Raw genomic sequence first — 23,008 nt, forward strand, 5'->3', positions numbered from 1 at the left:
CCAGAGCCTTGCGTCAGCGGGGAACGGGGACGTGGGCCAGGATCGCGTTGATGACCGAGTCGGGCGTGACGCCCTCCATCTCGGCCTCGGGGCGGAGCTGGATCCTGTGGCGGAGCGTGGGCAGGGCGAGGGCCTTCACGTCGTCGGGGATGACGTAGTCGCGGCCCGTCAGCCAGGCCCAGGCGCGGGCCGTGGACAGGAGCGCCGTTGCGCCGCGGGGAGAGACGCCCAGGGTGAGGGACGGGGATTCGCGCGTGGCGCGGCAGATGTCGACGACGTAGGCCGTGATCTCGGGGGAGATCGCGGTCTTCGCCACGGCTGCCCGGGCGGTTTCCAGGTCGGCGGCGGTGGCTACGGGGCGTACGCCCGCGGAGCGCAGGTCGCGCGGGTTGAAGCCCTGGGCGTGTCGGGTCAGGACGTCGATCTCGTCCTGACGGGAGGGGAGGGGGACTGTGAGCTTGAGGAGGAAACGGTCCAGCTGGGCCTCGGGGAGGGGGTATGTGCCCTCGTACTCGACGGGGTTCTGCGTCGCCGCGACCAGGAAGGGGTCGGGGAGCGGGCGGGGGGTGCCGTCGACCGTGACCTGGCGTTCCTCCATGGCTTCGAGGAGGGAGGACTGGGTCTTGGGCGGGGTGCGGTTGATCTCGTCCGCGAGGAGCAGGTTGGTGAAGACCGGGCCGGGCTGGAACGAGAACTCAGCGGTGCGTGCGTCGTAGACGAGGGAGCCCGTGACGTCGCTCGGCATCAGGTCAGGGGTGAACTGGACGCGTTTCGTGTCGAGTTCGAGGGAGGCTGCGAGGGCGCGTACGAGGAGGGTCTTGGCCACTCCGGGGACGCCTTCGAGAAGGACGTGGCCGCGGCAGAGGAGCGCCACGACGAGGCCCGTGACCGCGGGGTCCTGGCCGACGACGGCCTTGGCGATCTCCGCGCGCAGGGCCTCCAGAGACGCCCGTGAGCTGTGGGGATCTCCGGTGGGCCCGGCGTTGTCAGTGGTCGGGGCCATCATGAGTGGCGTACCTCTCTTTCGAGGGCGTCGAGTTGGTCGGCGAGGGCTGTCAGGGCCGCGTCGTCGGCGGGCGGCGGGCCGAAGAGGAGGGGGCGTGGGTCCTGGCCGGGGGTGTGGAGTGCGGCGGCCAGGGCGGGGAGCAGGGTCTCGGGCGTGTGGGCCTGGGACGGGGGGACGCCGATGAGGGGGGCGAGGCGGGTGCGGGTGGCGGTGCGCAGAGCGGAGGCGGCGCGGTCGCGGGCGTTGGCCTTGCGGTAGAGGCGGGCGCGTCCTTCGACGGCTTCGGAGGCGCGGATCGCCACGGGGAGGCGTTCGGGGACCAGTCGGCCGAGGCGGCGGCCGCGCCAGAACGCGGCGAGGACGGCCGCGACGAAGAGTTGCAGGGTGCCCCAGAGCCATCCCGAGGGGAGCAGGTCGAAGAAGCTGCGGCGCTCGGAGTCGGTGGCCCGGGCGTCGTCGGAGAGGGAGGGGAGGTACCAGACCAAGTGGGGGCGGGAACCGAGGAGTTGCAGGGCGAGCGAGGCATTGCCGTGCTCGTCGAGGCGGTCGTTGAGGAGGATGTCGGGGGCGCCGATCAGGACGGTGTCGCCGCCCTTGGCCTCCGGCAGGCGCAGCAAGGTGGGAAGGCTTTCGCTGCGGTAGCAGGTGTCGGCGTCCGCGGGGTACGTGGCGAAGCGGCGGCCGCCGGTCTCGGCGTCGCCGGCGCGGCGGGCGGCGGACAGGGTGCAGCCGGGGCGCGCGAGTGCGTCGAGGCTGGGTGCGGGGTCCACGGTGACGTCGGGGGCGAGGGCGTCGAGCGAGGGGGCGCCGGGGGCGATCAGGACGGTGCGGCCGCCGGAGTCGGTGGTGGCGGCGTGCAGTTGGGCCTGCTGGCGGTCGGTGAGCAGGTCCGGGGACGCGACGAGGACGGTGGTGTCGGGGCCTGCCGCGGTGCGGGCCTCGGCGGTGGTGGTGACCACGCGCGTGGAGACGCCCCGGTCGGCCAGGAGGCGGGCGACGGCGCGGCTGCCGCTCGGGTCGGCGGAGCGAGGGTCGAGGCGGCCGTGGGCGGCTTCGGAGCGGACGAGCGCGATGGCGACGGCGGCGATCAGCAGGATCGCGACGGCGATGAGCAGTCCGCGCGTGCGGGTCCAGAGCTGGCGTGGGGTGCGGGCCGTGGAGGTGGCCGGCGGCTGCTCGCCCGGATGCGCCGGTGGCGTGGAGCCCTGTGCGCTCTGAGGGGCAGCGGTGGGAGCCGTCGGATGCTGGGTGGTCACTCGGCGGCTCCTCGGGGGATGCTGCCGGTGAGCGTGGGGGTGGTGCGGTCCAGTTCGGAGTCGAGCGTGGTGAGGCGCTCGTACGTCTGCTGGGTCGCGGTACGGCCGCCGTATGTGACGTCGTCGAAGTCGCGGGCCGCGGTGCGCAGTCGGTCCGTGTGCGCGGGCAGGGTGCGGCCGGCTTCGGTGGCGGCCTCGTCGGCGGTGCGGCCGGGGCGCGGGTCGAGGAGTGCGCGTTCCTCCAGGGAGCGGACGATGGCGCGCATCCGTTCCTGTACGGCCGGGGTCCAGTGGCCCTGGGCCGCGTGCGCCTCGGCGGCCGCGCGGTGTTCGGCGGCGGTGCGGGGGCGGTCGTCGAAGAGTGCGGCGGTGGCGTGGGCGGAGCGGCGCGGGGTGCCCAGGCGCCACCACAGGGCGACGGCGAGGGCCACGACCGCGAGCACGATGACGAGCAGGCCGAATCCGCCGCCAGGGGTCGCCCCGGAGGCGGCGGAGAACAGCTTGTCGAGCCATTCCCAGAAGCGGTTGAGGCCCCGCTGGAGGAGGCTCGTGTCGTCCTGGTGGTACGCGGGCTCGGACAGCTCGCGTCGGGCCGCTTCCCGTGCGGGGTCGCGTCCGATCGTCACCGGTGGTTCGTCGCCGCCCGTGCGCGAGCGCAGCGCGGCAGCCCAGAGCACTCCCCCCGCCGGGCTCACCGCATCAGCTCCCCGAGGTGGGGCTCGTGGTGTCGCCGTAACCCTGGAGGCCTGCCGCGCGGCCGAGTTCGAGGTCGAGGGCCTCGCGGCGGATGCGCTGGTCGATGTACAGGAGCACGGTGACGCCGGCCGTGATCGGGAACGTGAGCATGGAGCCGATCACGGAGCCGACGCCGGTGACGATGAGGAACGTCCAGCCGAGGTCGCCGGTGCCGCCGTCGAGGAGTCCGCTGACGCCTTCGCCCCCGAGCGCGGCGGCGAGGAAGGTGAACGGGATGACGATGATCGACGAGACGAGTCCGGCGATGATCCCGGCCAGCAGCTGGATGCCGAAGACCCGCCACCAGGAGCCGCGGACCAGCTTGGCGGAGCGGCTCATCGACTTCAGGATGCTCTGCTTCTCCAGCATCAGGGCGGGCGAGGCGAGCGAGAAGCGGATCATCAGCCAGATCGCCAGGACGGCACCGCCGAGGGCGCCGAGGGCGATGAGGGGGGCGCCGGAGTCCGAGGAGCTCAACGCGGCGACGAGGATGCCGGGCAGCATGCAGACGAGCAGGACGGCGGCGGCGATGAGTGGCAGGAGGAGCGTCAGGCCGGCCAGCTTGAGGAGCTGGGGCTTGGCGTCCTTCCAGGCCTCCCCGGTCGTCACGGACTTGCCGAGGACGGCCCGGCTGGTCACGGTCGTGAGCAGGGCCGTGGCGACGATGGTGCCGAGCAGGTAGACGATCTGGACGACGCCCGAGCTCAGCAGGGTGTCGCCCACGGCTCGCGTCAGTTCGCTCGCGGTCGCGCTCGGGTCGTCGAGGGCGTCCGTGTTCGTCGAGCTGTTCAGGACGAGGCCCTGGAGGAGGACGACGACGATCTCGATGAGTACGGCCACGGAGAGCGAGATCCCGAGGACGGTGCGCCAGTGCGCGCGCATCGTCGACACGGCGCCGTCGAGGATCTCGCCGACGCCGAGCGGGCGCAGCGGGATGACGCCGGGCTTGGCGGCCGGGGGCCTGCCCTGCCAGGAGCCCCATCCGGCGCCGTAGCCACCGCCTGGGCCGCCGTAACCGCCACCACCGCCGTAGCCACCACCTCCGTGGCCGCCGGGGCCCGCGGGGCCGCCGGAGGATCCGCCGCCCCAGCCCTGGGCCGGAGGCGACGGAGGGGGCGGGGTCCGGCCGGTGCCGGATGGGGCGGACCACTGCGCCGGCGGCGGCTGCTCCTTGGACCACTTCGGGTCGGGAGCGGCGTCCTTGCCGTCGCCGGAGGGGCCGTCCTGGCCGTCCTGCGCAGGCTGGTCGTCCTGGCCGTCGGAGGGGGCAGATCCGGGCGAGGCCCAGCCCGGAGTGTCGTTCATCGTCGCTCCTTCACGGTGCCCGTCCGCGGTCGCGGCGGCAGCTTGGCGCCCATCGTGCCACGGTGTGGCTCGGAGTTGACCGGGTGCTGTATGGGCTGCACACCTTCAATTGTCCGCCTGGTACGGGGCAGACTGGGCGGATGGCTGATCAGTACGCGCAAACCGGCGACGACAAGCGGCCCACCGACATACCCGTACTCCGATGGGAGGAGCCGGCCGAGGGGCCGGCGCTCGTCCTGCTCGACCAGACCAGGCTGCCCGTGGAGGAGGTCGAGCTGGTCTGTACCGACGCGCAGGCGCTCGTCCAGGCGATCAGAACGCTCGCCGTGCGGGGAGCGCCAGTCCTCGGCATCGCGGGGGCGTACGGGGTCGCCCTGGCCGCGGCACGGGGGTTCGACGTGGACGAGGCGGCCCACGCGCTGGCCGGCGCGCGGCCCACCGCGGTGAATCTCGCCAGAGGCGTGCGCCGGGCTCATGCGGCGTACCGAGCCGGGCTCGGGGCCGAGGGGGACCGGGAGCGGGCCGCCCGGGACGCACTCGCCGCCGCGCGGGCGCTCCACCAGGAGGACGCCGACGCCAGTACCGCCATGGCCGGGCACGGCCTCGCGCTGCTCGACGAGATGCTGCCGGGCGGACAGCACCGGATCCTCACACACTGCAACTCGGGGGCGCTGGTCTCCGGGGGCGAGGGCACCGCGTTCGCCGTGGCGCTCGCCGCGCACCGGGTGGGACGGCTGACCCGGCTGTGGGTCGACGAGACACGGCCGCTGCTCCAGGGCTCGCGACTCACCGCGTACGAGGCGGCGCGGGCGGGGATGGCATACACGCTGCTCACGGATAATGCGGCGGGGTCGCTGTTCGCGGCCGGCGAGGTGGACGCGGTGCTGGTCGGGGCCGACCGGATCGCGGCGGACGGTTCCGTCGCGAACAAGGTGGGGACCTATCCGCTTGCGGTTCTTGCGAAGTACCACCACGTGCCGTTCATCGTGGTGGCGCCGAGTACGACCGTGGACCCGGACACCCCCGACGGAGCGTCCGTCGAGGTGGAGCAGAGGGCCGGACATGAAGTGACGGAGATCACGGCACCCCAGGTGTCGATGACCGGGATTGAGGCGGGTGGCGTGATTCCGGTGGCTCCGCTGGGGACGCAGGCGTACAACCCCGCTTTCGATGTGACGCCGCCCGAGTTGGTGACGGCGATCGTCACAGAGTGGGGAGTGATTTCCCCTGTGACAGCTGAAGGACTGGGCGAGCTGTGTGCCAGGTCACGCCAGGTAACGATTAGCTAATGGGATGATGTGGCCTATGAAGGGACGAGTCCTTGTCGTCGACGACGACACCGCACTGGCCGAGATGCTCGGCATTGTGCTGCGTGGTGAAGGTTTTGAGCCGTCGTTCGTAGCTGACGGCGACAAGGCGCTGGCCGCTTTCCGGGAGTCCAAGCCGGATCTGGTCCTGCTGGACCTGATGCTTCCCGGCCGGGACGGCATCGAGGTGTGCCGCCTGATCAGGGCGGAGTCCGGGGTGCCGATCGTGATGCTGACCGCGAAGAGCGACACGGTGGACGTCGTGGTGGGCCTCGAGTCCGGCGCCGACGACTACATCGTGAAGCCGTTCAAGCCGAAGGAGCTCGTGGCCCGTATCAGGGCGCGGCTGCGGAGGTCCGAGGAGCCCGCGCCCGAGCAGCTCGCCATCGGCGACCTGGTCATCGACGTGGCCGGGCACTCCGTGAAGCGGGAAGGGCAGTCGATCGCGCTGACGCCGCTGGAGTTCGACCTCCTGGTGGCGCTCGCCCGCAAGCCGTGGCAGGTGTTCACGCGTGAAGTCCTCCTCGAGCAGGTGTGGGGCTATCGGCACGCGGCCGACACCCGCCTGGTGAACGTGCATGTGCAGCGGCTGCGCTCGAAGGTCGAGAAGGACCCCGAGCGTCCGGAGATCGTGGTGACCGTCCGTGGCGTCGGTTACAAGGCCGGACCGAGCTGATATGTCCCGAGACAGTGCCGCTCCGGCACCCGGGGGGCCGGGAATCCGCTCGGGGCGGCCTGTGGGACCGAAGGCCGGGCGTGGCTCGGTGCTGCGCCGGCTCCTCGACGGCGGTCTGCTGCTCCAGGGCGGAATGAAGGGCAGCCCCGTGCTGCGCCTGTTCACGCGCTGGGTGCGGCGGCCGCTGCTGCCCGCCATGCGCCTGTGGCGGCGCAACATCCAGCTCAAGATCGTCGTCACGACGCTCCTGATGTCGCTCGGCGTCGTACTGCTGCTCGGCATCGTCGTCATCGGCTCCGTACGCAACGGCCTGCTCGACGCCAAGGTCAAGGCGTCGCAGAGCCAGGCCGAGGGCGGCTTCCGGGCCGCCAAGGACAAGGCCGACACAGCCGCGGCCGGGGCGCGCGACGGCGCGCCCACGGACAGCCGCGCCCCCCTGAACACGAACAACTGGATGAGTGAGCTGGTCACCCAGCTCTCCTCCGGCGGCCAGAGCGCCTTCGACGTGGTGACGCTCAGCCCGCCCGGAGCCGACAGCGGCGACAGCGTGCGAGGACCGCGGGCCTCCGGCGGGGTCCTCGACCCCAGCGTCCCCGACGACCTGCGCGAACGGGTCGAGAAGATGACGGGCGCGTCCCAGGAGTACACGCGCATCGTCTACGAGGACGGCAAGGACTCCCAGCCCGGCCTCGTCATCGGCAAACAGATGACCGACCCGAAGGGCCACGCCTACCAGCTGTACTACCTCTTCCCGCTCACCCAGGAGGAGAAGTCGCTCGGCCTGGTCAAGGGCACGCTCGCCACGGCCGGGCTGTTCGTCGTGGTGCTGCTCGGCGCCATCGCCTGGCTGGTCGTACGGCAGGTCGTCACGCCTGTACGGATGGCGGCGGGCGTCGCCGAGAGGCTGTCCGCGGGACGCCTCCAGGAACGTATGAAGGTCACCGGCGAGGACGACATCGCCCGGCTCGGTGAAGCCTTCAACAAGATGGCGCAGAACCTGCACACGAAGATCCAGCAGCTCGAGGACCTCTCGCGGATGCAGCGACGCTTCGTGTCCGACGTGTCGCACGAGCTGCGGACGCCGCTGACCACGGTGCGTATGGCCGCCGACGTGATCCACGACGCGCGCGTGGACTTCGACCCGGTCACCGCGCGGTCGGCGGAACTGCTCGCCGATCAGCTGGACCGGTTCGAGTCACTCCTCTCGGACCTCCTCGAGATCAGCCGCTTCGACGCGGGCGCGGCCGCCCTGGAGGCGGAGCCGATAGACCTGCGGGAAGTCGTACGGCGTGTGGTGGGCGGCGCCGAGCCGCTCGCCGAGCACAAGGGCACCCACGTGCGGATCGTCGGGGACCAGCAGCCCGTGGTCGCCGAGGCGGACGCCCGGCGAGTGGAGCGCGTCCTGCGCAATCTCGTCGTCAACGCCGTGGAGCACGGCGAAGGCAAGGACGTCGTGGTGCGGCTCGCCGCGGCCGGCGGCGCGGTCGCCGTCGCCGTACGCGACTACGGCGTGGGCCTCAAGCCCGGCGAAGCCACCCGCGTCTTCAGCCGCTTCTGGCGCGCCGACCCGGCACGCGCGCGTACCACCGGCGGCACGGGCCTCGGCCTGTCCATCGCCCTCGAGGACGCCCGGCTGCACGGCGGCTGGCTCCAGGCCTGGGGCGAGCCCGGCGGCGGCTCACAGTTCCGGCTGACACTGCCGCGGACGGCGGACGAACCCCTGCGCGGGTCCCCGATACCGCTGGAGCCGGAGGACTCACGGCGCAACCGCGGCCTGAGCGAGGCAGGGCTTCCGCTCGGCGGGGGCGCCGGCAAGCTCGCGACAGTTCCGGCGCAGACAGCGGGCGCGTCCCGCGTGCCGTCGCCCGTACCGGCGAAGGAACCGGCCGCACCCCGGTACGCGGTCGATCCCGCGGCACTGCCCGGGAACGGATCACGGGTCGTGGCCCGCGGCGACACCGCCGTACCGGCGACACGCAGTCAGGACACAAGGGGTCCGGAAGGGCCCCGGGAAGAGCAGGCCGGACCGGCCGAGGGGGCCGCCGGCAGCGGCGAGGAAAGTGGGGGCGGGCGTGCGCGGTGAGCGGGGGCGGCCACCGTTGGCCGGACGGCGGCGCGGGCTGCGTACAGGTGTGCTGCTCGGCTGCGGCGCAGTGGTGCTCAGCGGCTGCGCGTCCATGCCGGACAACGGCGGACTCCAGGCCGTGGAGGCGTCGCAGCGCCCCGACTCACAGGTGCGGGTCTTCGCGATGCCGCCCCGCGAGAACGCCGGGCCCGTCAGCATCGTCGAAGGCTTCCTCGAGGCGCTGACCAGCGACGACCCGCAGTACACGATGGCGCGCAAGTACCTCACGGAGAAGGCCGCCAAGGGCTGGCACCCCGAGGAGCGCACCACCGTCCTCACGGACGGACCGAGCACAGGACCGGCGAGCAGGCCCAGCGCCGGCGAAGAGGGCCGTACGTTCAGACTGAGCGGCCATCAGGTCGCGTTCGTCGACCAGCAGCAGGCGTACCGGCCCGACGGCACCCCCTACAGCAAGACGCTGCACCTCGTGCAGGAGAACGGGCCCAAGGGCAAGCAGTGGCGCATCGACGGGCTGCCGCAGGGCGTCGTCCTCGGGCAGTCCGACTTCCAGCGCATCTACCAGTCCGTCAACAAGTACTACTTCGCGCTGGACGAGGAGTCCTCCGGCGGCGCACAGAGCAGTGAGGGTTCGGGTTCGGGTTCGACGAACCGTCAGAAGAGGCTGGTCGCCGACCCCGTGTACGTACGTCAGTGGATAGACCCCCTCACACAGACGGTGCGGGCCCTTCTCGCGGGACCCACGCACTGGCTGAACCCGGTCGTGACCACGACGTTCCCCTCCGACACGCGGCTGCGCGAGGGCGTGAAATCCCTCGCGCCCGACGACGAGAACAATCTGAAGGTCCCGCTGAACGCGAAGGCCGACCACGTCGGGCAGGCCCGCTGCAAGGAGATGGCCGCCCAACTCCTCTTCTCCCTGAGGGATGTGACGTCGGCGAACGTGTCGCAGATCGAGCTCGAGCGGTCGAACGGGTCGCAACTGTGCGTCCTGAGCGAGAGCGGTGCCGAGGCCCTCGTGGAGCCGCGCACCTCCGGGCCCTCCGACGACCAGTACTTCCTGGACGACAAGGGACGGCTCGTACAGATGTCGGGCGCCTCTCGCACCACTAAGGACCCGGAGCGGGTGCCGGGGCCGCTCGGCGACGGCGAGCAGCGGATGCGCTCGGTCGCCGTCTCGCGCGACGAGGCACAGGCCGCGGCGGTGTCGAACAACGGCAGCGCCCTGTTCGTCGGGTCGCTGGTGGCGGGCGCCTCGCTCGGCGACCCTGTCGTGCGCAGCAATGCCAAGTCCGAGAAGGACCGGCTGACGACGCCCAGTTGGGACGGACTCGGCGACCTGTGGGTGGCCGACCGTGACCCGAAGAAACCACGGCTGCTGATGTTCGGCCGGGGCTTGGCGAACGAGATCCACGAAGCCGACGTCTCCGGTCTCGACGGCGGACGCATCGAGGCCGTGAAGATGTCGGCCGACGGAGTGCGGATCGCGCTGCTCGTGGCCGAGAACGGCAAGACCACGCTGCGGATCGGGCGCGTCGAACGCGACGTGGGACCGGACGGCAAGCCGACGGTCTCGGTCGACGAACTGCGCGCCGCGGCACCTCAGATGGAGCAGGTCACGGCCATGTCGTGGGCCGGTGGAAGCCGACTCGTGGTCGTCGGACGCGAGTCCGGGGGCGTGCAGCAGCTGAGTTACGTCCAGTGCGACGGCTCGGCGCCGACGGGGCAGGCGCTGCCCGGCCTGACGGGCGTGAAGGAGATCGCGGCGTCCGAGGACGACCGCCTGCCACTCGTCGCCCACTCGGACGACGGGATCGTCAGGCTGCCGCCGGGTCTGCCGTGGCAGACGGTGCTCAAGGACGGGACGGCGCCCGTCTACCCGGGATAGGCCCGTCCACCCGGGATAGAAGGAGCCGGCGGGCGGCGGGACGGCATGAAATTCACCGTTCCCCCTCCCGTCGTACGGAGTTGAGTCCTCCGATTGCAACGGAGTGTGTCCGTCCGGGAGTTATCCACAGGGGGTTATCCACAGGGGTGGTCGCAGCGCGCCCCTCTTGGCACAGTGGTGGACATGCGGGGGTGGTTGCAGGACCTCGGAAATCTTGTGCTGCCGGCCGAGTGTGGAGGCTGCGGTCGGCCGCGTACGGCGCTCTGCGCGCGCTGCAGGGACGCCCTGTACGGCGGTGCGCCGGGCCGGGTGCGGCCGAGCCCGGAGCCGCCGGGGCTGCCGGTGGTGCACGCGGCCGCTCCGTACCAGCACGCGGTACGGGCCGTACTGCTCGCGCACAAGGAGCGGGGGGCACTGGGTCTGGCGGAGCCCCTGGGCGCGGCCCTCGCGGGGGCGGTGCGGGCGGGACTGAGCGAAGCGGGGGATGGGGGAGGGAGAGGGGGCGGGGGCCCCGTAGAAGGGCGTACACAGGCCGATGGACGTACCCCGGCACACACGCGTACGCAGCGAGACATGCACACCCAGGTACGTGGCGTGCGTGGCCCAGTAGGCGACGGCACGCAAGCAGGTGCGCGAACCTCGGCGGGCGACCGCACCCAAGCAGGTGCGCGAACCTCGGCGGGGGACCGCACCCAAGCAGGTGCGCGAACCTCGGCGGGGGACCGCACCCAAGCAGGTGCGCGAACCTCGGCGGGGGACCGCACCCAAGCAGGTGCGCGAACCTCGGCGGGGGACCGCACCCAAGCAGGCGTGCGTGGCTCAGCAGGCGACCGCACCCCAGCAAGCGCTCGAACCTCAGCAAGCCTGCATGCCCCGGCGAACACTCGAACCCAGGCGGACACTCGACCCCAGGCGGGCACGCGAGCCCCGGCAAGCGCGCCCACCCCAGCAAGCATGCGAGCCCCGGCAAGCGCGCCCACCCAATCAGTCGTGCCCACCCGACTGGCCGTGTCCACAAAGTCGGCCCCGCCCGCCCAGCCAGCCGTCCGCATCCAACCCTGCACCCCCCTCCTTCTGGTTCCCGTTCCCTCCGCTCGGAAGGCCGTTCGGGCGCGTGGGCATGATCCTTCGCGGCGCATTGCGTATGCCGCTGCGGCTGAGCTGCGTCGGGCGGGAGTGCCTGCCCGGGTGCTGGCCGCGTTGCGTCAGAAGCGGGCCGTTGCCGATCAGGCCGGACTCGACTCGCGGCAGCGCCTGGCCAATCTCGCCGGTGCTCTGGAGGTGCCCGCGGGAGCCCGTGCGCTCCTCGCCTCGGGTGGCCGGATCGTGTTGGTCGACGACGTCATGACCACGGGCGCCTCATTGGCGGAGGCGGCCCGCGCAATACATGCGGCGGTGGTCAGGACGGCAGAGGATGAGAGCGACGGGTTCAGGCCGGGATGGGTGGAAACAGCACGGGAATTGCCCCCGCGCAACTCGATCAGCGCGGCCGTGGTGGCCTCCTCTCCGGGTTCTTTCGAAATAAACCGGAACTGAGCGTAAACCTGCGTCGTTGCAGGTAGTGAGAGGGTCAATTCACCTGAATGGAGGTACGCGTCAGTAGAGGGTGACGACATCCGTCCGGGCGAGATATGTTCGGTTGTGAGGAATGGTTGACGCCGTCCTCGGCAATCGAGAATGCCGATGTCGTGGGTGCCGCATGTTTTTTCGGCAATCACCCGCGATGATGGGGTGTAGATCTTGTCCATGGGGGAGGAGGAGGTGGAAGTCGCCGAGTCAGAGACTCCGGAAGTGGCCGGAGTCTGGTGCAACAGGGAGATGCTCCGCCGATGGAGCGGGGCGATCCGGGAACGGAGTTCTGCGTGGACATCGTCGTCAAGGGCCGCAAGACAGAGGTGCCCGAGCGGTTCCGCAAGCACGTGGCCGAGAAGCTGAAGCTGGAGAAGATCCAGAAGTTCGACGGCAAGGTGATCAGCCTCGACGTGGAGGTGTCCAAGGAGCCCAACCCCCGACAGGCCGACCGCTGCGACCGCGTAGAGATCACACTCCGCACGCGTGGCCCGGTCATCAGGGCGGAGGCGGCGGCCAGCGACCCGTATGCGGCGCTCGACCTGGCTACGGACAAGCTCGAGGCGCGCCTGCGCAAGGAACACAGCAAGCGGTCCACCCGCCGCGGAAGCGGCAGGCTCACGGCCGCCGAAGTCCCCGATGTCGTCCCCACGGCGACTCTGAACGGGGACGGCTCAGTGGTCAACAGCGAGGAGCCCGGCGGAGTGCCGACCAAGAGGATCGGCTCCCTCGAGGTCCAGGGCGAAGGCCCGCTCATCGTTCGCGAGAAGACGCACGTCGCTGCGCCCATGTCGCTCGACCAGGCGCTCTACGAGATGGAGCTGGTCGGGCACGACTTCTACCTCTTCGTCGACTCCGAGACCAAGGAGCCCAGCGTCGTCTACCGGCGCCACGCCTACGACTACGGCGTGATCCACCTCAACACCGACCCGATGGTCGCCCAGGCGCAGTCGTCCGAAGCGGGCGGGGCGCTGGGCGGCTGAGGCAGGCGGAACAACACCGCTGAGCCCGCGGGAGACAGCCGGAAATGGTGCCCCTGGGAGCGTGTGCGCCCCCGGGGGCACCATCGTGCGACCCCCGTGCACACCGCTCTGTCACCGCACCGACGCCAAGGCATGAAAGCATGGCCGTGCCGGGTCAACCGGTGTGCCGCTGCCTCGGGTTGGCGTGGCACTGGAAGACGGGCCATGGCCTTCAGGGGGAGGAACGATGGCGGACAGCTTCGGACCGATGCGGGACGACGGCGCCGGTGCGGCCGGTGACGGTGTCCCGGGCATGGGCCCGGACGAGAGCGCGCCGCGCAAGGAGCCGATCCGGGTCCTCGTGGTGGATGACCACGCGCTGTTCCGGCGCGGGCTGGAGATCGTTCTCGCGGCCGAGGAGGACATCCAGGTCGTCGGCGAGGCGGGTGACGGCGCCGAGGCCGTGGACAAGGCGGCCGACCTGCTGCCCGACATCATCCTGATGGATGTGCGGATGCCCAAGCGCGGTGGGATCGAGGCGTGCACCTCCATCAAGGAGGTGGCCCCCAGCGCCAAGATCATCATGCTCACCATCAGTGACGAGGAAGCCGATCTCTACGACGCGATCAAGGCGGGCGCGACGGGCTATCTGCTCAAGGAGATCTCCACGGACGAGGTGGCGACGGCCATTCGTGCCGTGGCCGACGGGCAGTCGCAGATCAGCCCCTCGATGGCGTCGAAGCTCCTCACCGAATTCAAGTCGATGATCCAGCGCACGGACGAGCGGCGCCTCGTCCCCGCTCCGCGGCTGACCGACCGCGAGCTGGAGGTCCTGAAGCTCGTCGCCACGGGTATGAACAACCGCGATATCGCGAAGCAACTGTTCATCTCCGAGAACACCGTGAAGAACCATGTGCGCAACATCCTGGAGAAGCTGCAGCTGCACTCCAGGATGGAGGCCGTGGTCTACGCGATGCGGGAGAAGATCCTCGAGATCCGGTGACGGCGACCGGGTGACGGCCGCCGGTGGTGGCGACCGGGTGCGGCCGCCGGGTGAGAGCGGTCAGTCGAGGGCGGTGACCAGGGCCGGCTTGAGGTCCGGCATGTCGACGCGCTCGATCCGGACCGTGTGACAGCCCACCCACTGCGCCGCCTCCCGCAGCGCCTCCGCCACGGCCGGGACCGCCTTCGGGCCGTCCAGGGAGACCTGCTTGGCGACCAGCGTGCTCCCGTCGCGCCCGGGGTCGACGCGGCCCACCAGGCGCCCGCCCGCGAGGACCGGCATCGCGAAGTAGCCGTGCACCCGCTTCGGCCTGGGGACGTACGCCTCCAGGCGGTGCGTGAAGCCGAAGATCCGCTCCGTGCGGGCCCGCTCCCAGATCAGGGAGTCGAAGGGCGAGAGCAGCGTCGTACGGTGGCGGCCGCGCGGGACGGTCTCCAGGGCCGCCGGGTCCGCCCATGCCGGCTTCCCCCAGCCCTGGACGGTCACGGGAACCAGGCCCGAGTCCTCGACCACCGCGTCGAACTGCTCGCTCTTCAGGCGGTGGTAGTCCGCGATGTCGGAGCGTGTGCCGACGCCCAGGGCCTGTCCGGCCAGGCGGACCAGGCGGCGCAGGCACTCCCGGTCGTCGAGGTCGTCATGGAGCAGCTCGGCCGGGACGGCGCGCTCGGCGAGGTCGTACACCCGCTTCCAGCTGCGGCGCCGCGTGCACACCACCTCGCCGTACATCAGGGCGCGCTCCACGGCGACCTTCGCCGCGGACCAGTCCCACCACTCGCCCTTGTTCTTCGCGCCGCCCAATTCCGTAGCCGTGAGGGGGCCTTCGGTGTGCAGCTGCTTGATGACCTGCTCGTACGCGCCGTCGGGCAGGTCGTGGTGCCAGTGCGGGCGGGTGCGGTAGGCGCGGCGGCGGAACGCGAAGTGCGGCCACTCCTCGACGGGCAGGATGCACGCGGCGTGCGACCAGTACTCGAAGGCGTGCGGCGCGCCTGATGTGCCGGGGGTCCAGTACGCGTCCTCGACCGTTCTGCGGCCGACCGCGCCGAGGCGTGCGTACGGGATGAGTTCGTGGGAGCGGGCCAGCACCGAGATGGTGTCGAGCTGGACCGCTCCGAGGTGACGGAGCACGCCGCGGACCCCTGCCCTGCGGTCCGGCGCGCCGAGGAACCCCTGGGCCCGCAGCGCGATGCGGCGGGCCTCGTCGGCGGTGAGTTCGGCGGCGGGGCGCGGCGTGGTCGTCATGCCCCGAACGATAGGGCGCGGCACTGACAGTCGGGCCGGGACCGCAAAGCCCTGCCCGTCAGGCGGCGCCGGAAGCCCTCGAGCCGGGTGCCGTCCCGGCGCCGGACGCCGTCACGCGGGCGCCGGGAGGTAGGGCAGCGCCGCCGGGAGGCCGAGGTCCGAGGGGAGGAGCGAGGCGACCCAGCAGTCGCGCAGCACGCCCTTGTTGGGCAGGCCCGCCCGCATGACGCCCTCCATGGTGAAGCCGGCCTTCTCGGCGACGGTGCGCGAGCCGACGTTGCCGACCTCGGCGCGCCATTCCAGGCGCGTACAGGCGAGTTCGGTGAAGGCCCAGTGGGCCAGGGCGAGGACGGTTTCGGTCATGTAGCCGCGGCCGCGGTGCTCCTTGCCGGTCCAGAAGCCGACCTCCCAGGCGCCCGCGCGCGGGTGGTGCAGGCTCGCGGCGGCGACCACGGGGCCGTCCTCCTGGAGCCGCACGGCGAAGGTGTACTCCGTGTCGGCCTGCCAGCCGTCCGGGACCATGCGCCCGACGAAGTGCTCGGCGTCCACGCGCGCGTAGGGCGACGGGATCGTGGTCCAGCGCTGGATGTCGGGGTCCTGGGCCGCGAGATACACCTCGTCGGTGTCCTCGACGGTGAACGTGCGCAGCCGCAGGCGGTCGGTGGTGAGTACGACGGGTTCCATCGGCCGATTCTGCTCGGAGGCCGACACCGGCGCCAGCAGAATTTGCGGGGTGAGCGCGCTGTTACCTTTCGTAGTCGGGGTGTACGCCTTCGTGCGGCACCTTGAGCGGTCCTCGTGCGTTGTCCGTGTGGCTGTGGTTACGGCAGACCTCCCGGCGCGCCGGGGTCCTCGCATACGATGGCCGTTGCTCTATACCGTCACACCCGACCGTGCCAGGCCCGACCGGCAAGGAGACCAACCCCCGTGTCCGTCCTCTCGAAGATCATGCGTGCAGGCGAAGGCAAGATCCTGCGCAAGCTGCACCGCATCGCGGACCAGGTCAACTCCATCGAAGAGGATTTCGTCAGCCTCTCCGACGCCGAGCTGCGGGCCCTCACCGACGAGTACAAGGAGAGGTACGCCGGCGGCGAGAGCCTCGACGACCTGCTCCCCGAGGCGTTCGCTACGGTCCGTGAGGCCTCCAAGCGTGTCCTCGGCCAGCGTCACTACGACGTGCAGATGATGGGCGGCGCCGCGCTGCACCTCGGATACGTGGCCGAGATGAAGACCGGTGAGGGCAAGACCCTCGTCGGCACGCTCCCCACGTACCTGAACGCGCTGTCCGGCAAGGGCGTTCACCTGATCACGGTGAACGACTACCTGGCCGAGCGCGACTCCGAGATGATGGGCCGCGTCCACAAGTTCCTCGGCCTCAGCGTGGGCTGCATCCTGGCGAACATGACGCCGGCGCAGCGCCGCGAGCAGTACAGCTGCGACATCACCTACGGCACGAACAACGAGTTCGGCTTCGACTACCTGCGCGACAACATGGCGTGGTCCCAGGACGAGCTCGTCCAGCGCGGCCACAACTTCGCGGTGGTCGACGAGGTCGACTCGATCCTCGTCGACGAGGCCCGTACGCCGCTGATCATCTCCGGTCCCGCCGACCAGGCCACGAAGTGGTACGGCGACTTCGCGAAGTTGGTCACCCGCCTGAAGAAGGGCGAGGCGGGTAACCCGCTGAAGGGCATCGAGGAGACCGGCGACTACGAGGTCGACGAGAAGAAGCGCACCGTCGCCATCCACGAGCCCGGCGTCGCCAAGGTCGAGGACTGGCTGGGCATCGACAACCTCTACGAGTCGGTGAACACGCCGCTCGTGGGTTACCTGAACAACGCCATCAAGGCGAAGGAACTGTTCAAGAAGGACAAGGACTACGTCGTCATCGACGGCGAAGTCATGATCGTCGACGAGCACACCGGCCGTATCCTCGCCGGCCGCCGCTACAACGAGGGCATGCACCAGGCGATCGAGGCGAAGGAAGGGGTGGACATCAAGGACGAGAACCAGACGCTCGCCACGATCACCCTGCAGAACTTCTTCCGCCTCTACGACAAGCTCTCCGGCATGACCGGTACGGCCATGACCGAGGCCGCCGAGTTCCACCAGATCTACAAGCTGGGCGTCGTCCCGATCCCGACGAACAAGCCGATGGTCCGCAAGGACCAGGCCGACCTGATCTACCGCACCGAGGTCGCCAAGTTCGACGCGGTCGTCGACGACATCGCCGAGAAGCACGAGCAGGGCCAGCCGATCCTCGTCGGTACGACGTCCGTCGAGAAGTCCGAGTACCTCTCGCAGCAGCTGTCCAAGCGCGGCGTGCAGCACGAGGTGCTGAACGCGAAGCAGCACGACCGTGAGGCGACGATCGTCGCCCAGGCCGGCCGCAAGGGCGCCGTCACCGTCGCCACGAACATGGCCGGTCGAGGCACCGACATCAAGCTCGGCGGCAACCCGGACGATCTCGCCGAGGCGGAGCTGCGTCAGCGCGGCCTCGACCCGGTCGAGCACGTCGAGGAGTGGGCTGCCGCGCTGCCGGCCGCCTTGGAGCGGGCCGAGCAGGCGGTGAAGGCCGAGTTCGAGGAGGTCAAGGGCCTCGGCGGGCTCTACGTCCTCGGCACGGAGCGGCACGAGTCGCGCCGTATCGACAACCAGCTGCGTGGCCGTTCCGGCCGTCAGGGAGACCCGGGCGAGTCCCGTTTCTACCTGTCGCTCGGTGACGACCTGATGCGCCTGTTCAAGGCCCAGATGGTCGAGCGCGTCATGTCGATGGCGAACGTCCCGGACGACGTGCCGATCGAGAACAAGATGGTCACGCGTGCCATCGCGTCGGCCCAGTCGCAGGTCGAGCAGCAGAACTTCGAGACCCGGAAGAACGTCCTCAAGTACGACGAGGTCCTCAACCGGCAGCGTGAGGTCATCTACGGCGAGCGGCGCCGTGTCCTCGAGGGCGAGGACCTGCACGAGCAGATCCAGCACTTCATGGACGACACGATCGACGAGTACATCGGCGCCGAGACCGCCGAGGGCTTCGCCGAGGAGTGGGACCTGGACCGGCTGTGGGGCGCCTTCAAGCAGCTCTACCCGGTGAAGGTCACCGTGGACGAGCTGGAGGAGGCCGCGGGTGACCGTGCGGGTCTGACGGCCGAGTTCATCGGGGAGTCCGTCAAGGACGACATCCACGCGCAGTACGCGGCGCGTGAGGAGCAGCTCGGCTCCGAGATCATGCGTGAGCTGGAGCGCCGCGTGGTCCTGTCCGTCCTGGACCGCAAGTGGCGTGAGCACCTCTACGAGATGGACTACCTCCAGGAGGGCATCGGCCTGCGCGCCATGGCGCAGAAGGACCCGCTGGTCGAGTACCAGCGCGAGGGCTTCGACATGTTCACCGCCATGATGGAGGGCATCAAGGAGGAGTCCGTCGGCTATCTGTTCAACCTGGAGGTCCAGGTCGAGCAGCAGGTCGAGGAAATCCCGGTGCAGGACTCGGCGCCGTCCCTGGAGAAGCAGGACGCGGTGCCGGCCGGTGTCGGCCGTCCCGAGATCCGCGCCAAGGGTCTCGACGCCCCGCAGCGCCCGGACCGCCTGCACTTCCAGGCGCCGAACGCCGAGGGCGGCGTGGACGAGATGGACTACGTCACCGAGGACGGCCCGACGCGTTCCGAGGCCGACGGCCTCACGCGCGCGGAGCGCCGCAAGCAGCAGAAGGGCGGGCGTCGCCGCAAGAAGTAGTGCGCGGCGCGCTCTGACCGAGCGTGGGAGAAGGGGCCGGGCACGGGATGCCCGGCCCCTTCTCGTCGGTGTCGGCACGGCACAGCGGGGGCGGCCGGAACACGGGCGGCCGTGCGGGCGCCCGTCGGCTCGACCCCCGGGTGGGCCGTAAGGGGGCGGTGTACGGGCACTCGCAGGGCGGCGGCGCGGCCCTGTTCACGGCCGCGTACGCGCACCGCTACGCGCCCGAATCGGCCACTGCCAGCCCGAATCCGGCGTCCACGAAGCCTTCGCCGCTGGACTTCCGCGGCGCCGCGGCCGCCGCCCCGCCCGGCCACTGGGCGCAGATCCTCGGCCTGGCCGGCGCAGGGGACCCGCAGGCCACCGCCAACCCGTACATCGCGCTGCTCGTCTCCGGTAGGGCGGCGGCCGAGCCGGATGTGAAGCCGGCCGACTACTTCACGCCCCAGGGCATGAAGGTCCTTGAAGCGGCCCGCGACGGTGGATGCCTCGCCGAGGTGTTCAAGGCCGGCGAGGGGCTGAAGAACGCCGACTTCGTGTACGGGACGCCCCGCAACGGGACGCCCCACAACGGAGCGCCCGGACTGGCCGCGCTGCTCCGGTCCGCCACTCCGAGCCGCCCGTCGCCCACTACCGCGAGCCGGTGCTGATCGTGCAGGGCGCCGTGGACACGACGGTGCCGGCCGTCACCTCGAAGGAGACGGCGGCGGCACTGGCGCGGACCGGGACCCGGGTGACGTACACGGCGTACGAGCGCGTCGACCACCCCTCGCTGCCGGTGACCGCGCCGGACGAGGTCGACGCCTGGCTCGACGCGCGGTGGGCGCGCTGACGGCGGCGGCGCTCACGCCCCGGTACCGCGGGTCGGGCGCCCGACCATCTCGACGGCCGTGCAGAGCCAGCGGTGGTCGTCGCCCCGGTGCAGGCGGAAGGCGAGGGCGTGCAGCCGGGGGCCGGCGCTGATCCGGGCGAAGACTTCGTAGACGCCGGGTTCGGGCTGGTAGTGGCCGATGCCGTGGACGACGGGCTGCCGTCCCCGGTCGTTGAGGGGACGGTTCTCGGCGAGCCGGATCAGGGCGTCGTAGAGCGATCCGGCGAAGTGGCGGGACGCCCAGTGGACGGGGCGCTGGCCGCTGAGCATCAGCAGGAGGCGCTCGGTGAACAGCTCGGCGGGGTGGGGCGGCAGCTGGGGCGGGACGCGTACGGGCCGCGCGCCGGGGCGCCTCGCGTCCTGCCTGCCGGGCGGGCGGCCGCCCGGGGGCCGGGTCGTCGCGGGGCGGCGGCGCGGCTGGTCCATCACCTTGCGCAGCGGCTCATGGGCGGTGGGCTCGTGCATGTCTGGCTCCCCGTTCGGCATCCGACCGGTGGATACCGATCGGTAACTTTGCTTGGGGATCTTGTACGCGGACGCCGGCACCGCCCACAAGGCCGGAGGCGCCCGGCGCGGGCAGCCGGAAAGATCACCTATCAGAGTGACCGGACGGCGGACGAGGCATGCGGGGACGGGCTTCGGGAGGGTCACGGAGGGGTCCGGCGCTGACGTGCGGACGGGTGCTGACCGGCACCCCGAAGGGGGACTCCCGCACGTATCCTGAAGGCCCTCTCGTCGACGAAAGTGGCCCGCCATGCGCGTGTACGTCCCCCTGTCCCTGCCCCGTCTCGCCGAGGCGCACAAGGCGGGCGAACTGGGGCCCGGACCGTTCACCGCGTACGCCGTGACACCCGCGCTGCGCGAGTGGTACGTCTCCGACGACATCGAGGAGCTGGAGTACGCGGCCCTCAACCGCGCGGCGGTGGCGTCGCTCCGGCTGATCGCCGGAGAGCCGGAAGCGCCCCGCAAGCGGGTCGTGATCGCGCTCGACGTGCCGGACGGCGCCGCGGTGGCCGACCCGGACCGCGGGCTCGACCCGGGAGCGCTCGGCGAGGTGCGGATCGCGAACGCGGTCGCCCTGGCCAAGGCTGCCGCGGTGCACGTGGACTCCGCCGACGCCGAGAAGGACGTGACGGCGGCGGCCGCGGCGCTCGGGGCGGCGGACCAGGGTGACGACGACGCGCAGTTCGTCGTCGACGGCGCCGAGGACCACGAACTCCTCTGGTTCGCCACGCAGGAGATCCCGAGCCTGCTCGGCCAGGGCGGCTGACCGGCGCGAACGTACGATTGTCGGTCCCTGCGGGTACGTTCTCGGCATGGGGAAGCACGCAGCCGGAGCACACATCGTCTGGGACTGGAACGGGACGCTGTTCCACGACAACGACGCGGTCATCAGCGCGACCAACGCCGCCTTCGGGGAGATCGGACTGGAGCCGATCACCCTGGAGCGGTACAGGGAGCTGTACTGCGTGCCGATTCCCCGCTTCTACCAGCGGCTGATGGGCCGGCTGCCCACCGAGGCCGAGTGGGAGCGGATGGACCTCGCCTTCCAGCGGCACTACACGCTCCACCGCACGGCCTGCGGGCTCGCCGACGGCGCGGAGCTCCTCCTCGCCGACTGGCGCTCCGCGGGCCGCAGTCAGTCGATCCTCAGCATGTACGGGCATGACGAACTCGTCCCGCTGGTGCGGGAGTTCGGGATCGAGTCGCACTTCCTGCGGGTCGACGGGCGCACCGGCCCCTCCGGCGGCAGCAAGGCCGAGCACATGGTCCGCCATCTCGGTGCGCTGGCCGTTTCGGGGGTGGCGCCGGGGCGCACGGTGGTCATCGGGGACGCGGCCGACGACGCGGTGGCGGCGCTGCACGCGGGCGCCAGCGCCGTGCTCTACACCGGCGGATCGCACAGCAGGGCCAGCCTCGAAGGCGTGGGCGCGCCGGTCGTGGACACTCTCGCCGAGGCCGTGGGGGTGGCGCGACGCCTGGCGGAGTGACCTCACCGCGGTCCGCAGCGGGGCGGAGCCGTCGGCCACGGTGCCGGCCGCGCGGGGCGCAGGCGGCGCGGACGCGCTGACGTGGCGCGAGCGCGAGGTCGCCGCGCTGGTGACGCAGGGCCTGTCCAACCGGGACATCGCCGAGCTGCTCGGCATCTCCCGGCCGACGTTGCACGGCGGACGCGCGCGTGGAGCACATCCTGGCCAAGTTGGGCGTCGCGTCCCGCACGGAGATCGCGGCGGTCGCGAGAAAGCCGTAGCCCTGCGCGCCGGCCGGTGCCCGCGCCCGGTGGGTGTAGCGAGCTGGGGGCGTGCCGTTCCGCGGGTGGCCCGGCGCGGCGGAGCGCCGGGTGGCAATCCGGTCGGCTCTCCCGGCTGTCGTGAACGGCAACGGGGTTCCGTCGTGCAGTCCCCTGAGCGCCATGCGTGGCGGCTGCCCGCGCCGACGGGGCAGCCGCCCACCATCCCCTCAGGCCTCAGGCCTCAGGCCTCAGGCCTCAGGCGTCAGGCCTCAGCCGTCAAGCGCTCAGGTCACCGGCGCCTTGGCGCGCAGCACCGTGAGGAACTCCCGCATCCACCCCGAGTGGTCCGGCCAGGCGCGGGACGACACCAGCGTCCCGTCGACCACCACTTCCGCGTCACGGAAGGCCGCGCCGGCCGCCTGCACGTCGGGCTCCAGCGCCGGATAGGCCGTGACGTTGCGCCCGCGCAGCCCGTCGACCGCCGCCGTGAGCAGCGGACCGTGGCAGATCTGGGCCACGGGCTTGTCGGCGTCGAAAAAAGACTTCAGAATCTTGCGCAGCTCGGGGTCGTTGCGCAGATACTCGGGGGCGCGGCCGCCCGGGATCACGACAGCGACGTACTGTTCCGGCTCGACCTCGGCGAACGCGAGATCGGCGGGCCAGGTGTAGCCGGGCTTCTCCGTGTACGTGTCGAACCCCGGCTCGAAGTCATGGACGACGAACCGCAGCTTCTTGCGCTCCGGGGCGGCGATGTGGACGTCGTAGCCCTCCTCGCGCAGGCGCTGGTAGGGGTACAGGACTTCCAGTGACTCGGCGGCGTCGCCGGTCACCAGGAGGATCTTGGGTGCCATGGCTGTGCGCTCCCCTCGGAGCCTTCGGGCCGGGGTGTCTTCCCCTCAACGTGGACCCGGCACGCCGTTAGGCAACCCCTCGAGGCATCCATCCGCGTCGCTGTCCCTGTGCAGAGTGTCAAAGTTCGACCGCTGTATTTGTACACATACGGCTCATGACGACTCCCGGGTGAGGGGCGATAGCCTTGACCCGTGATCAGCGCGATATCTCGCGGGGGCATCGTCGCCCCCTGCCCGCGCCGGGAGCACACGGAGATCTACATCCGTGCCCGGTGCTCCGCTGACCGTTCCC

At 71.2% G+C, this 23,008-nt stretch carries 20 protein-coding genes and 2 pseudogenes; 14 read left to right on the top strand and 8 right to left on the bottom strand.

Features of this window, described 5'->3' with window-relative positions; genetic code table 11:
• Positions 1 to 13 precede the first annotated feature (13 nt).
• The 4 genes from OHO83_RS27120 to OHO83_RS27135 are packed head-to-tail and all read right to left on the bottom strand — an operon-like array spanning position 14 to position 4,302.
• Complete coding sequence (locus OHO83_RS27120; protein WP_266671181.1) at positions 14 to 1,006, bottom strand: AAA family ATPase; 993 nt, start codon at positions 1,004 to 1,006, stop codon at positions 14 to 16.
• Entirely contained in the window at positions 1,003 to 2,262 is a 1,260-nt protein-coding gene (locus OHO83_RS27125) for a DUF4350 domain-containing protein (protein WP_330279823.1), read from the bottom strand. The genes OHO83_RS27120 and OHO83_RS27125 overlap by 4 nt, the downstream gene beginning before the upstream one ends.
• Positions 2,259 to 2,957, bottom strand: a complete 699-nt coding sequence (locus OHO83_RS27130) for a DUF4129 domain-containing protein (protein ID WP_266671177.1) — start codon at positions 2,955 to 2,957, stop codon at positions 2,259 to 2,261. Before OHO83_RS27130 ends, OHO83_RS27125 begins: the two co-directional genes overlap by 4 nt.
• 4 nt (positions 2,958 to 2,961) lie before the next feature.
• Entirely contained in the window at positions 2,962 to 4,302 is a 1,341-nt protein-coding gene (locus OHO83_RS27135) for a glycerophosphoryl diester phosphodiesterase membrane domain-containing protein (RefSeq protein WP_330279824.1), read from the bottom strand.
• A gap of 140 nt (positions 4,303 to 4,442) precedes the next feature.
• Between OHO83_RS27135 and mtnA the strand changes: the two genes are divergently transcribed.
• The 8 genes and pseudogenes from mtnA (at position 4,443) to OHO83_RS27175 (ending at position 13,790) form a co-directional block, all read left to right on the top strand.
• On the top strand, positions 4,443 to 5,591 hold the full coding sequence (gene mtnA, locus OHO83_RS27140) for an S-methyl-5-thioribose-1-phosphate isomerase (protein WP_330279825.1): 1,149 nt from the start codon (positions 4,443 to 4,445) through the stop codon (positions 5,589 to 5,591).
• Between the two features lie 4 nt (positions 5,592 to 5,595).
• Entirely contained in the window at positions 5,596 to 6,285 is a 690-nt protein-coding gene (mtrA, locus tag OHO83_RS27145; protein ID WP_189491636.1) for a two-component system response regulator MtrA, read from the top strand.
• A gap of 1 nt (position 6,286) precedes the next feature.
• Entirely contained in the window at positions 6,287 to 8,368 is a 2,082-nt protein-coding gene (gene mtrB, locus OHO83_RS27150; RefSeq protein ID WP_266671167.1) for an MtrAB system histidine kinase MtrB, read from the top strand.
• A gap of 94 nt (positions 8,369 to 8,462) precedes the next feature.
• Entirely contained in the window at positions 8,463 to 10,256 is a 1,794-nt protein-coding gene (locus OHO83_RS27155) for an LpqB family beta-propeller domain-containing protein (RefSeq protein ID WP_330280796.1), read from the top strand.
• Positions 10,257 to 10,439: 183 nt separating this feature from the next.
• A pseudogene (locus tag OHO83_RS27160) lies at positions 10,440 to 10,755 on the top strand (ComF family protein); the annotation flags it as partial.
• A 455-nt stretch (positions 10,756 to 11,210) separates the two neighbouring features.
• Complete coding sequence (locus tag OHO83_RS27165; RefSeq protein WP_389574798.1) at positions 11,211 to 11,792, top strand: ComF family protein; 582 nt, start codon at positions 11,211 to 11,213, stop codon at positions 11,790 to 11,792.
• Between the two features lie 326 nt (positions 11,793 to 12,118).
• The gene (gene hpf / locus OHO83_RS27170) at positions 12,119 to 12,808 is read left to right on the top strand and encodes a ribosome hibernation-promoting factor, HPF/YfiA family (RefSeq protein WP_382482117.1); all 690 of its coding nucleotides are present in this window, start codon (positions 12,119 to 12,121) and stop codon (positions 12,806 to 12,808) included.
• 226 nt (positions 12,809 to 13,034) lie between these two features.
• On the top strand, positions 13,035 to 13,790 hold the full coding sequence (locus OHO83_RS27175; protein ID WP_266671163.1) for a response regulator: 756 nt from the start codon (positions 13,035 to 13,037) through the stop codon (positions 13,788 to 13,790).
• A gap of 60 nt (positions 13,791 to 13,850) precedes the next feature.
• On the opposite strand, the gene OHO83_RS27180 is transcribed toward OHO83_RS27175, so the two are convergent.
• Positions 13,851 to 15,029, bottom strand: a complete 1,179-nt coding sequence (locus OHO83_RS27180; protein ID WP_330279826.1) for a winged helix-turn-helix domain-containing protein — start codon at positions 15,027 to 15,029, stop codon at positions 13,851 to 13,853.
• Between the two features lie 111 nt (positions 15,030 to 15,140).
• Positions 15,141 to 15,713 carry a GNAT family N-acetyltransferase gene (locus OHO83_RS27185; RefSeq protein ID WP_266671159.1) on the bottom strand — a complete coding sequence of 191 codons (573 nt, stop codon included), beginning with the start codon at positions 15,711 to 15,713 and terminating at the stop codon, positions 15,141 to 15,143.
• A 243-nt stretch (positions 15,714 to 15,956) separates the two neighbouring features.
• Between OHO83_RS27185 and secA the strand changes: the two genes are divergently transcribed.
• From secA to OHO83_RS27200, 3 genes are read left to right on the top strand one after another with little or no spacing between them, the layout of a single operon-like run.
• The gene (secA, locus tag OHO83_RS27190) at positions 15,957 to 18,761 is read left to right on the top strand and encodes a preprotein translocase subunit SecA (RefSeq protein WP_266671157.1); all 2,805 of its coding nucleotides are present in this window, start codon (positions 15,957 to 15,959) and stop codon (positions 18,759 to 18,761) included.
• A gap of 47 nt (positions 18,762 to 18,808) precedes the next feature.
• Complete coding sequence (locus tag OHO83_RS27195) at positions 18,809 to 19,411, top strand: hypothetical protein (protein WP_330279827.1); 603 nt, start codon at positions 18,809 to 18,811, stop codon at positions 19,409 to 19,411.
• Positions 19,405 to 19,593 carry a hypothetical protein gene (locus OHO83_RS27200; protein ID WP_266671153.1) on the top strand — a complete coding sequence of 63 codons (189 nt, stop codon included), beginning with the start codon at positions 19,405 to 19,407 and terminating at the stop codon, positions 19,591 to 19,593. The genes OHO83_RS27195 and OHO83_RS27200 overlap by 7 nt, the downstream gene beginning before the upstream one ends.
• 12 nt (positions 19,594 to 19,605) lie before the next feature.
• Here the strand turns inward: OHO83_RS27200 and OHO83_RS27205 are convergent, their stop codons facing one another.
• A complete protein-coding gene (locus tag OHO83_RS27205) occupies positions 19,606 to 20,097 on the bottom strand; it encodes an Rv3235 family protein (protein ID WP_266671151.1) in 492 nt (163 codons plus the stop codon).
• Between the two features lie 289 nt (positions 20,098 to 20,386).
• On the opposite strand from OHO83_RS27205, the gene OHO83_RS27210 reads away from it, so the two are divergent.
• The 3 genes and pseudogenes from OHO83_RS27210 to OHO83_RS27220 form a co-directional block, all read left to right on the top strand.
• On the top strand, positions 20,387 to 20,902 hold the full coding sequence (locus tag OHO83_RS27210) for a DUF6912 family protein (protein ID WP_330279828.1): 516 nt from the start codon (positions 20,387 to 20,389) through the stop codon (positions 20,900 to 20,902).
• A gap of 46 nt (positions 20,903 to 20,948) precedes the next feature.
• The gene (locus OHO83_RS27215; protein ID WP_266671147.1) at positions 20,949 to 21,623 is read left to right on the top strand and encodes an HAD family hydrolase; all 675 of its coding nucleotides are present in this window, start codon (positions 20,949 to 20,951) and stop codon (positions 21,621 to 21,623) included.
• A 58-nt stretch (positions 21,624 to 21,681) separates the two neighbouring features.
• A pseudogene (locus OHO83_RS27220) lies at positions 21,682 to 21,883 on the top strand (response regulator transcription factor); the annotation flags it as partial.
• Between the two features lie 266 nt (positions 21,884 to 22,149).
• On the opposite strand, the gene OHO83_RS27225 reads toward OHO83_RS27220, so the two are convergent.
• A complete protein-coding gene (locus tag OHO83_RS27225) occupies positions 22,150 to 22,716 on the bottom strand; it encodes a DJ-1/PfpI family protein (protein WP_330279829.1) in 567 nt (188 codons plus the stop codon).
• Positions 22,717 to 23,008 lie beyond the last annotated feature (292 nt).

Source organism: Streptomyces sp. NBC_00569 (assembly GCF_036345255.1).
Lineage (GTDB): Bacteria > Actinomycetota > Actinomycetes > Streptomycetales > Streptomycetaceae > Streptomyces.